Here is an 8,709-nt window from a genome sequence, read left to right as displayed (position 1 = left end):
ATCTAATGTAGATAATTGAACATTATCTATATTTAAGCATTCAATATTTGGTTCTATAGCTAAGACTTTACCTGCATGATAACTCGATATTGATTTTACAATTTCCATTGCCGGGCTTTCTCTTAGATCATCTATATCTGGTTTAAATGCTAAACCATAACAAGCAACCGTCACTTCACGGGCTGTTTTGTCCGGATTAGCTTGTAAGAACTCTGCAATAGCCAATTTTACTTTATTAATAACCCATTCAGGTTTGGCATCATTCACTTTACGCGCAGTGTGGATTATTTGCGCTTCTTCTGGTGTTTTCGATACAATAAACCAAGGGTCAACGGCGATACAGTGCCCACCAACACCAGGCCCAGGCTGTAAAATATTAATACGTGGATGACGGTTTGCTAAAGAGATGAGTTCCCAAACATTAATGTCCAGTTTGTCACAAATAATTGAAAGCTCGTTGGCGAATGCTATTTGAACATCACGACATGAATTCTCGGTTAATTTTGCCATTTCAGCGGTGCGTGCGTTAGTGATAACACATTCACCTAGAACAAAGGTTTTGTACAACTCTACAGAACGCTCTGAACAACAGGTTGACATACCACCAATCACACGGTCGTTTTCTACTAGTTCGCGAACAACATGACCAGGAAGCACTCGCTCAGGACAATGCGCAACATTAATATCCGCTTCATCTCCAGCTGTTTGAGGAAAAGACAGATCTGAACGAGCAGCAGCTAGCCACTGCGCAACTTGTTCAGTTGCACCAACTGGCGATGTTGATTCGAGAATAACTAAGTCACCTTTTTTCAATACAGGGGCGATAGCGTTACAAGCTGATTCTATATAAGTAAGATCAGGCTCAGGAATAGCTCCGTCCGTACAAGGTTTAAAAGGCGTAGGTACTGCAATAAGAAACGCATCCGCAGGTTCAGGCTTAGTTACCGCTTTCAGGTATCCTTCGGTCACGGCAGCGTGGACTATCATATCTAAGTCCGGTTCTACGATATGAATTTTACCCTGATTAATGGTATCTACTGCATGCTGATTAACATCTACACCAATGACTTTCTTTTTACGCGATGCAAACATAGCAGCAGTTGGCAAGCCAATATAACCCAGTCCGATAACTGAAATTGTTTCAAATAACATTATTTTATTCCTAAAATTTTATTTAACTAATTCGTTCAAAATTCGCTGACAAGCCGCGCCATCACCATATGGATTATGGGCAAAACTCATCTCCTGATAAGCTGACTTATTAGTTAATAATTGATTTAAACTAGCGACAATCTTTTCAACATCCGTACCTACCAACTTCACCGTGCCCGCTTCGATTGCTTCTGGTCTTTCGGTGGTATCGCGCATAACAAGTACGGGTTTACCTAATGAAGGGGCTTCCTCTTGTATGCCGCCGGAATCAGTTAGGATGATATGTGCACGACTCATCAAATAGATAAACGGTAAATATTGCTGAGGCTCTATCAAATGGATGTTATTTACAGCGCCTAAAATACGGTTAACCGGCTCTCGTACATTTGGGTTCAAGTGCATTGGATAAAGAATTTGTGTTTCAGGGTGTGCTTTTGCTGTTTGAGCCAATGCTTCACAGATCCGCTCAAAGCCACCACCAAAACTTTCGCGGCGATGCCCTGTAACCAATATTAATTTTTTAGTTTCATCTAAAAATGGGAATTGCGCGGCAAGAGTACCTTTTAGGTCTTCGTCCGTTGCAATTTTATCTTTGATCATAAGCAAGGCATCAATAACAGTATTCCCAGTAACCGTAATATCAACTGGATTGAAATTTTCTTTAAGCAGGTTTTGTTTCGATGTTTCAGTCGGGGCAAAATGGTACTTGGTCAGCACACCAGTCAAGCGACGGTTAGCCTCCTCTGGCCATGGAGAGTATATATTACCAGTTCGTAAACCCGCTTCTACGTGCCCTACGGCAATTTGCTCATAGTACGCAGCTAGGCTGGCTGCAAATGTTGTCGCGGTATCACCATGAACTAGCACAACATCGGGTTTAAACTCTTGTAATACTGGTTTCAGATATTGAATGATCCCTGCGGTCACATCATTGAGCGTTTGCCCTGCTTTCATTAAATCCAAGTCATAGTCTGGCTTGATTTCAAAAAGCTCTAATACTTGGTCGAGCATTTCACGGTGCTGAGCGGTTACACAGCACTTCGCTTCAAAGCGATCATCTTCAGCGAGTGCGTGAACCAGAGGTGCCATTTTGATGGCTTCTGGACGCGTACCAAAGACCGTCAGGATCTTTTTCTTTGACATGATATAACCAACTTAAAGAGAGATATGTTCAAGATATTTTGCCACTTAAAAATGGCAATTTTATATTAATTTAATCTCAGACACTAAGACTAGCCTGAGACGCTTTTTATTCATTTTTAGACAGTCGATTCTCGCCAATCCTTTATAAAACCTAGATTTTACTTACTTTTTGAAAACCGCCCCAATAGATCCTCAAAAAAATCATTTATTTAGGCTCTTTCCTAAACGCAAACCTAACCAACACAATCGCTACACCTAACATTCCGCCCAACAACGCCCCTAGCACTGCAATAAGTGCTCGTTTGGGTTTATCTCTGTTCAGTGGAATTTGGACATCATCAAGATACTGAAAGGTAGCAAACTCTATATCAGGGTTTATTTTTGTATTATTAATCAGCGTTAGTTTTGAGTCTACCTGCTGTAAACGCGGCTCAATCACATTCAGGTTTGATATGGTTTTTAACGCATTTATTTTTGCTTCAATAGCTGCACTTCCTAGATTTATGGGAAAAATTTCTTTCTCACCTAAGTTTTGTATAGGTGTGTCAACCTTTGCTGCTTTCGCTATTTGCAGTGCATACTCAGCGCGTTGAATTTCAACTTCAAGGTTTTGTTTCGCTTGTAAAGAAAGCGCTGTTTTTTGTTGCAGCAATTCATTTATTTTACTTGTAATAACTGCATTTAAGTTTTGCAAAGCATCGCGACGCACAATATCACTAATATAAGTAATATAGTTTTGTAACATATTATAACTATCAAGCTTTGTTGTTGCCTGAACCTTTAGCTCAATAATGTTTTGATTGCTTTTATCTGGTTGTGATGCAGTTAGTTTATTAAACCATTCACTATACAAACGACGTGTAGATTCATCGGCATCGGCATCTAACTTATTCTTGAAATCTTGAAAAACCGCATTGTTGTCTAAAAAAGTACGTTTATTTTTATTCGACTCAAAAGCCATGACAAATGACTGAAATAGTTGTTGAGGCATGACCAAACCATCTAAATAGTTATTCACCAACATCGTACCGTCTTCTTGATAAACGTCAAAAATCGGTTGGTATTGCTTAACTTGAGACTGGTATTCAGTGAAATCTTGAACTTGTGGCACTGCAATTTTCGCGCTACTACTCCACCACTCTTGTGCCGTTAACGCGTAAGCAATCGCGCCTATCGCAAACACTAGGGTAGTTAAAATGATGATCCACTTTCCTTGCCAAAGAGCAAGAAAAAGCTCTTTGAGATCAATTTCATCATTCTGTTCGTAAAAACTTGGAATTTGTGTATATGGATGATTTTGATTGGATGACTGGTAATGGTTATTCACAAATTTCCCTTTTTTCTAACAATTAGGCACGCTACCGCCCTTGGGTATAGTCCCCAATACGATAATACTTCATTTGGTGTAACAGTTAGTCACAGCATTAATTGGCGAAATTGTACCTTAATCGAGCCAAAGTGGCGATAGTCAGATAGCGAGCTCTTAAATCACTCAGAATGAAGTCATTTTTACGACCCGTTATCTTATCCAATCTAAACTCCATTTTTTTAACTACACGAAATAACTGTGATGAAACCGACATATCAACAGCAGCAATTGCTCGCTCTACAACCAGTTGGTACATCATCTATGCCACTCTTCCTAATACTTCTTGAAATGTTATACTTCCATGCAGCTAACATTTATTCAGGACAAATCTATGATCATCGTAACTGGCGGCGCTGGCATGATTGGCAGCAACATTATCAAAGCGCTAAATGAACAAGGCATTACTGATATTCTTGTTGTCGATAATTTAAAAAATGGGCGTAAATTCAAAAACCTAGTTGATCTGGACATTGCCGATTACATAGACCGAGACGATTTCTTGGTGCAGATCATGTCTGGTGAGGATTTCGGCCCTATTGAAGCGGTATTCCATGAAGGCGCTTGCTCTGCCACCACCGAATGGGATGGCAAGTATGTGATGCTTAATAACTATGAGTATTCTAAAGAGCTACTGCACTACTGCTTAGAGCGCGACATTCCATTTTTGTATGCTTCATCAGCCGCAACCTATGGCGATACCGATACCTTCATTGAAGAAAAAGAGTATGAAGGTGCGCTGAATGTGTATGGCTATTCCAAGCAGCAGTTTGATAACTATGTGCGCCGTATTTGGCAAGAAGCACAAACACACGGTGAAACTCTTTCCCAAATTACCGGTTTTCGTTACTTCAATGTCTATGGCCCGCGCGAACAGCACAAAGGCTCAATGGCTTCTGTTGCTTTTCATTTAAATAATCAAATGAATGCGGGTGAAAACCCGAAACTGTTTGCAGGTAGTGAAACCTTCCAGCGTGATTTCGTTTATGTGGGTGACGTTGCGGCTGTGAATTTATGGTTTATGAACAGCGGTGTATCTGGTATTTATAACTTGGGTACCGGCAACGCAGAATCTTTCCAAGAAGTCGCTAAAGCCGTTATCAAACACCATGGTAAAGGTGACGTTGAAACCATTCCATTCCCAGATCACTTAAAAGGTGCTTACCAAGAGTTCACCGAGGCCGATTTAACGAAATTGCGCGCCGCAGGTTGCCAGCATCAATTTAAGACGGTGGCTGAAGGTGTGGCTGAGTATATGGCGTTGATTAATAAGTAGTGATGGCTGTAATCCCCCCTCCTAACCTCCCCCTAAAAGGGGGAGGAACTAGTAAACACCTCTCCCTAAAAGGCAGTAACGAATAGATCTCTCCTCTCAATGGAAGACTAATATGGAGTGACGATTGGAAGAGGGAGGAATGAAAAATTGATCATGTTTCTTAGACATATAAAAAGCATTGGCTGCTAACTCGTGGAGTATTAATGAATATATTAATGGCCTTATCTCAACTTGAGGTCACTGGGGCGGAGGTGTACGCCACTACTGTTGGCGATGAACTGACAAAGCGTGGGCATAAGGTATTTTATGTTTCCGATACGCTAACAAAACCTCACCAAGGGCTATTTTATAAACTCCGTTTTAATAAACGCAGTATTCCTCGCCGCTTTTGGCATGTGGGTTATCTTATTTATCTGATTAAGAAACACCATATCCAGCTAGTGCATGCTCACTCTCGCGCCTCCAGCTGGAGTTGTCACATTGCTTGCAAATTAACAAATACGCCTATGGTCACCACAGTACATGGTCGTCAGCCTGTACACGCCTCTCGTAAAAAATTTCACGCCATGGGTGACAAAGCACTACCGGTTTGTGAGGCTATTGAACAACAACTCATGACTGAATTGAATGTTCCACAAAGCTCGCTCGTCGTAAGCCGAAACGGCATTGAAACGCAAGAATTCGCTTGGCAAAATGCTCCTCAAAATAGCAAACCTGTTGTCAGTATTATTGGTCGATTAACCGGCCCTAAAGGGGATCTTTGTTATCGGTTGCTCGAGGAGTGTTTAGACTCAGCAAAATACCATATTCAGGTCATATCTGGCTCTAAAATTGAAGCGCGTTTTGATAAGTTTACTTCTGACGTTCACTTTCTTGGTTATTCACAAGATGTCGTTTCGATACTTGCTCAATCAGACTTAGTCATTGGGGCTGGCAGAGTAGCAATGGAATCTTTGTTGTGTGGACGGCCTACTCTGGCAATCGGTGAGGCAAATGCAATTGGTATTGTCGATGACGATAATATCGCTGCAGCCATGGCAAGCAACTTCGGTGACATCGGGCCTAAAGATCTCGATATTGATTTTGCAAAAATTAGTCAATATGTAGAACAAGGGTTAAAAACGCCACACTGTTCACCACAAGTCAGTGAGATAATTCAGCACAGCTACAGCTTAACCAATGTGGTCGATCAAATAGAAGATATTTATCAAACGGTTTATGTTGAAAAGCTGCGTAAAGAGATGCCGATTATTATGTATCATCGCTTTATTAAGGATGAAAGTGAAAAAGGCGTACATGGAACCTATCTGCATATTGACATGCTTGAAAAGCACTTCAAACTGCTGAAAAAAATGGGGGTTGAAACGCTAACCTTTAAAGATTTAGCGGATAAAGGGCTCATTCACCGCCTTGAATCAGGCAAGCGCTATATCATCTTAACGGTTGATGACGGGTATCAAGATAACTACGAATTGATGTTGCCGCTATTACGAAAATATGGTTTTAAAGCGGTTGTCTTTGTAGTAACGGGGGAGGATTTTAACCGTTGGGATGTTGAAGTACCGAGCAACCCAGAAAAACCAGTGCCTTTAATGTCTCGCAAGCAAGTCAAAACATTACACGACTCAGGGCTAGTTGAAATTGGGGGCCATACAATAACTCATCCATTTCTCAGCAAACTCAGTGAATCTGAACAGCGTAAAGAGATCTCACGTAATAAGCTTGAACTCGAAGAGCTACTAGGCGAACAACTGGTTTCTTTTGCATACCCCTATGGCGATCATGATGCGCTCTCAAAACAGATCGTGCATCAATGTGGCTATCAATTTGCGGTTGCTACCAACAGCGGCCCATTGTTAATACATCAAGATCTATATCAAATACGACGTATTGCTATATTCCCTAAAACCGATGTGTTTGCCCTATGGCGCAAAGTTCGCGGTAATTATACGTTTCGTAAATTAGGAAACTAACTATGGCGTGCAAATAATAACAACTTTAGTTTATTAACCGAAGCTCATACTAAGGGATTGAATATGTCTGGTTTCTCTTTTATAGAAAAATTGCGTAATAAAATTAGGATTAAACCGAACAATCATATTCAGGTTGGTAAAAACACTCGAATCCGTTACTGTGACATTCACGTTAATGGTAAAAACAATCACCTTATCATTCATGATGGTGCTAATTTAAAAGGCGTCTCAATTGAGTTGAATGGTGAAAACTGTACCTTAGAAATCGGGACAAATTGTGTTATAGGGGAGAATTGCTTTTTCTCTTGCCGAGAACGTAATACTCAACTTCTTATCGGTGACAACTGTATGTTTTCACGTAATGTAAAGATAATGACCAGTGATGGCCATGATATATTGCGTGATGGGAAGCGTATCAATTTAGCTAAAAGTATTTATATCGGTTCACGAGTTTGGTTAGCCGATAACGTCACTGTATTAAAAGGCGTGTCAATTGGCAATGGTTCGATCGTTGGTATTAACTCAACAGTAACACATTCCGTTGCCGATAACTCAGCAGCAGCGGGTAATCCTGCTCGAGTTATCGCTGATTCTATAGTTTGGCAGGAAGAATTAACTTTTTAAACTAACCGTTTACTCATTATTCAATAAATATTATTTAAAAAGATGGCGACTTTTTATCCTTTCCTATCTCTGAAAAACGGATCAACAAGCCACATAAGATCGTTAGTAAATAAATAAGATGTGTATGGTGCAAAGGAACATCAGTTAAACCTGCAAGCATAAGCATAATAAGCATGCTATTAACTAGTGGATTACCGATATATTTAACACCCGAACAAGTAAAATTAATGATTAAAGTAAAACAAAATAAAAACATTACCAGAGTTCCCACCACCCCATAGCGGGCTAAAGAATCTAAATATTGATTATGTAAATGGGGCTGAATAGCTGCACCACGATTTTTCATACCGGAAATGCTGTCTTGCAAACTGTCATCCCCAAGACCAAAAATAGGGTCATGAACAATCACATCCAAACCATGCTTCCATAAGTCCAACCGAATACCGATAGAGGTATTATGGTTCCCTTTCTCTATCATCGAAATTTCGTATTGCGTCTGTTTAATCCGAGTATCAATTTCTTTCTCAAAAAATGCATAAAATAGCACCGAAATAGCACATATTGAAAAACACAAAACAATATAATGTTTAATGATCGGCTTTACTGCAACAATCATCAAATAAAGAATCGCCACAGGTAAAAAGAGAATTACCCCTCGCACATCGGTCATGATGATGGCTGTCAACGAAAGCAAGCCGCCTATACTAGCAAGCGTTTTTAATGTTCTATCTGATTGATTTAAAACAAAGTAAACGCAACACAACAAAAGAAAAGAGACGTATAACGCATAAGGTATCGGGTTTGTCGCAATGCCAACACGCGCAATGTTCATCACAAAATGTTCATACAACGCATTCAGCCCGCAAATAACTGAAGCTAATGCAACAATATAATAAATCCACTGGCGTGATATTTTATTCCACGGTACAAAAAGCAAATAAACCAAACTTGCAATTAACGTTCTAGGCAAAGAAAATTCATCACTACGGAAAAAATGATAGCCAGAGAAAATCACTATTATCAATAATCCAGAGATAAAAAAACCTCTTAACTCTGAATGCCAGTTTTCCCTAATTGCATGTCGATATCTCAATAGACAATAAATAGAAACTATTGGTATCAAGCGTGAAAGAATAAACTTACTATCAGAGAAATTAAATATCACCATTAGAACA

The 8,709-nt window shown here is 39.9% G+C and carries 8 protein-coding genes; 3 read left to right on the top strand and 5 right to left on the bottom strand.

Annotated features, from left to right (window positions below; translation table 11 throughout):
* The 4 genes from wecC to B9J87_RS16850 all read right to left on the bottom strand — a co-directional run.
* On the bottom strand, positions 1-1,152 hold a 1,152-nt coding region (wecC, locus tag B9J87_RS16865; RefSeq protein WP_094151840.1), incomplete at its 3' end, for a UDP-N-acetyl-D-mannosamine dehydrogenase.
* Between the two features lie 18 nt (positions 1,153-1,170).
* Positions 1,171-2,295 carry a non-hydrolyzing UDP-N-acetylglucosamine 2-epimerase gene (gene wecB / locus B9J87_RS16860; RefSeq protein ID WP_094151838.1) on the bottom strand — a complete coding sequence of 375 codons (1,125 nt, stop codon included), beginning with the start codon at positions 2,293-2,295 and terminating at the stop codon, positions 1,171-1,173.
* A gap of 205 nt (positions 2,296-2,500) precedes the next feature.
* Positions 2,501-3,622: an LPS O-antigen chain length determinant protein WzzB gene (locus B9J87_RS16855; protein ID WP_094151836.1), complete on the bottom strand. Its 1,122-nt coding sequence runs from the start codon at positions 3,620-3,622 to the stop codon at positions 2,501-2,503.
* Positions 3,623-3,719: 97 nt separating this feature from the next.
* A complete protein-coding gene (locus B9J87_RS16850; RefSeq protein ID WP_094151833.1) occupies positions 3,720-3,923 on the bottom strand; it encodes a hypothetical protein in 204 nt (67 codons plus the stop codon).
* 72 nt (positions 3,924-3,995) lie between these two features.
* Here B9J87_RS16850 and rfaD point away from each other — a divergent pair, with 72 nt between their 5' ends.
* From rfaD to B9J87_RS16835, 3 genes are all read left to right on the top strand, one after another.
* Positions 3,996-4,937: an ADP-glyceromanno-heptose 6-epimerase gene (gene rfaD, locus B9J87_RS16845; RefSeq protein WP_094151831.1), complete on the top strand. Its 942-nt coding sequence runs from the start codon at positions 3,996-3,998 to the stop codon at positions 4,935-4,937.
* A 203-nt stretch (positions 4,938-5,140) separates the two neighbouring features.
* Positions 5,141-6,910, top strand: a complete 1,770-nt coding sequence (locus B9J87_RS16840) for a polysaccharide deacetylase family protein (protein WP_094151829.1) — start codon at positions 5,141-5,143, stop codon at positions 6,908-6,910.
* Positions 6,911-6,973: 63 nt separating this feature from the next.
* Positions 6,974-7,534, top strand: a complete 561-nt coding sequence (locus B9J87_RS16835) for an acyltransferase (protein ID WP_176429557.1) — start codon at positions 6,974-6,976, stop codon at positions 7,532-7,534.
* Positions 7,535-7,568: 34 nt separating this feature from the next.
* Here B9J87_RS16835 and B9J87_RS16830 read toward each other — a convergent pair.
* On the bottom strand, positions 7,569-8,709 hold a 1,141-nt coding region (locus B9J87_RS16830; protein WP_254918153.1), incomplete at its 5' end, for an O-antigen ligase family protein.

Source organism: Vibrio sp. V19_P1S1T109 (assembly GCF_002241375.1).
Taxonomy (GTDB): domain Bacteria; phylum Pseudomonadota; class Gammaproteobacteria; order Enterobacterales; family Vibrionaceae; genus Vibrio; species Vibrio anguillarum.
This window is presented reverse-complemented; position numbering and strand designations above follow the sequence as displayed.

Bases quoted from the DNA above. Each gene is read 5' to 3' on its own strand.
- rfaD (WP_094151831.1), top strand. From the start codon at position 3,996: ATGATCATCGTAACTGGCGGCGCTGGCATGATTGGCAGCAACATTATC.
- B9J87_RS16835 (WP_176429557.1), top strand. From the start codon at position 6,974: ATGTCTGGTTTCTCTTTTATAGAAAAATTGCGTAATAAAATTAGGATT.
- B9J87_RS16850 (WP_094151833.1), bottom strand. From the start codon at position 3,923: ATGATGTACCAACTGGTTGTAGAGCGAGCAATTGCTGCTGTTGATATG.
- B9J87_RS16840 (WP_094151829.1), top strand. From the start codon at position 5,141: ATGAATATATTAATGGCCTTATCTCAACTTGAGGTCACTGGGGCGGAG.
- wecB (WP_094151838.1), bottom strand. From the start codon at position 2,295: ATGTCAAAGAAAAAGATCCTGACGGTCTTTGGTACGCGTCCAGAAGCC.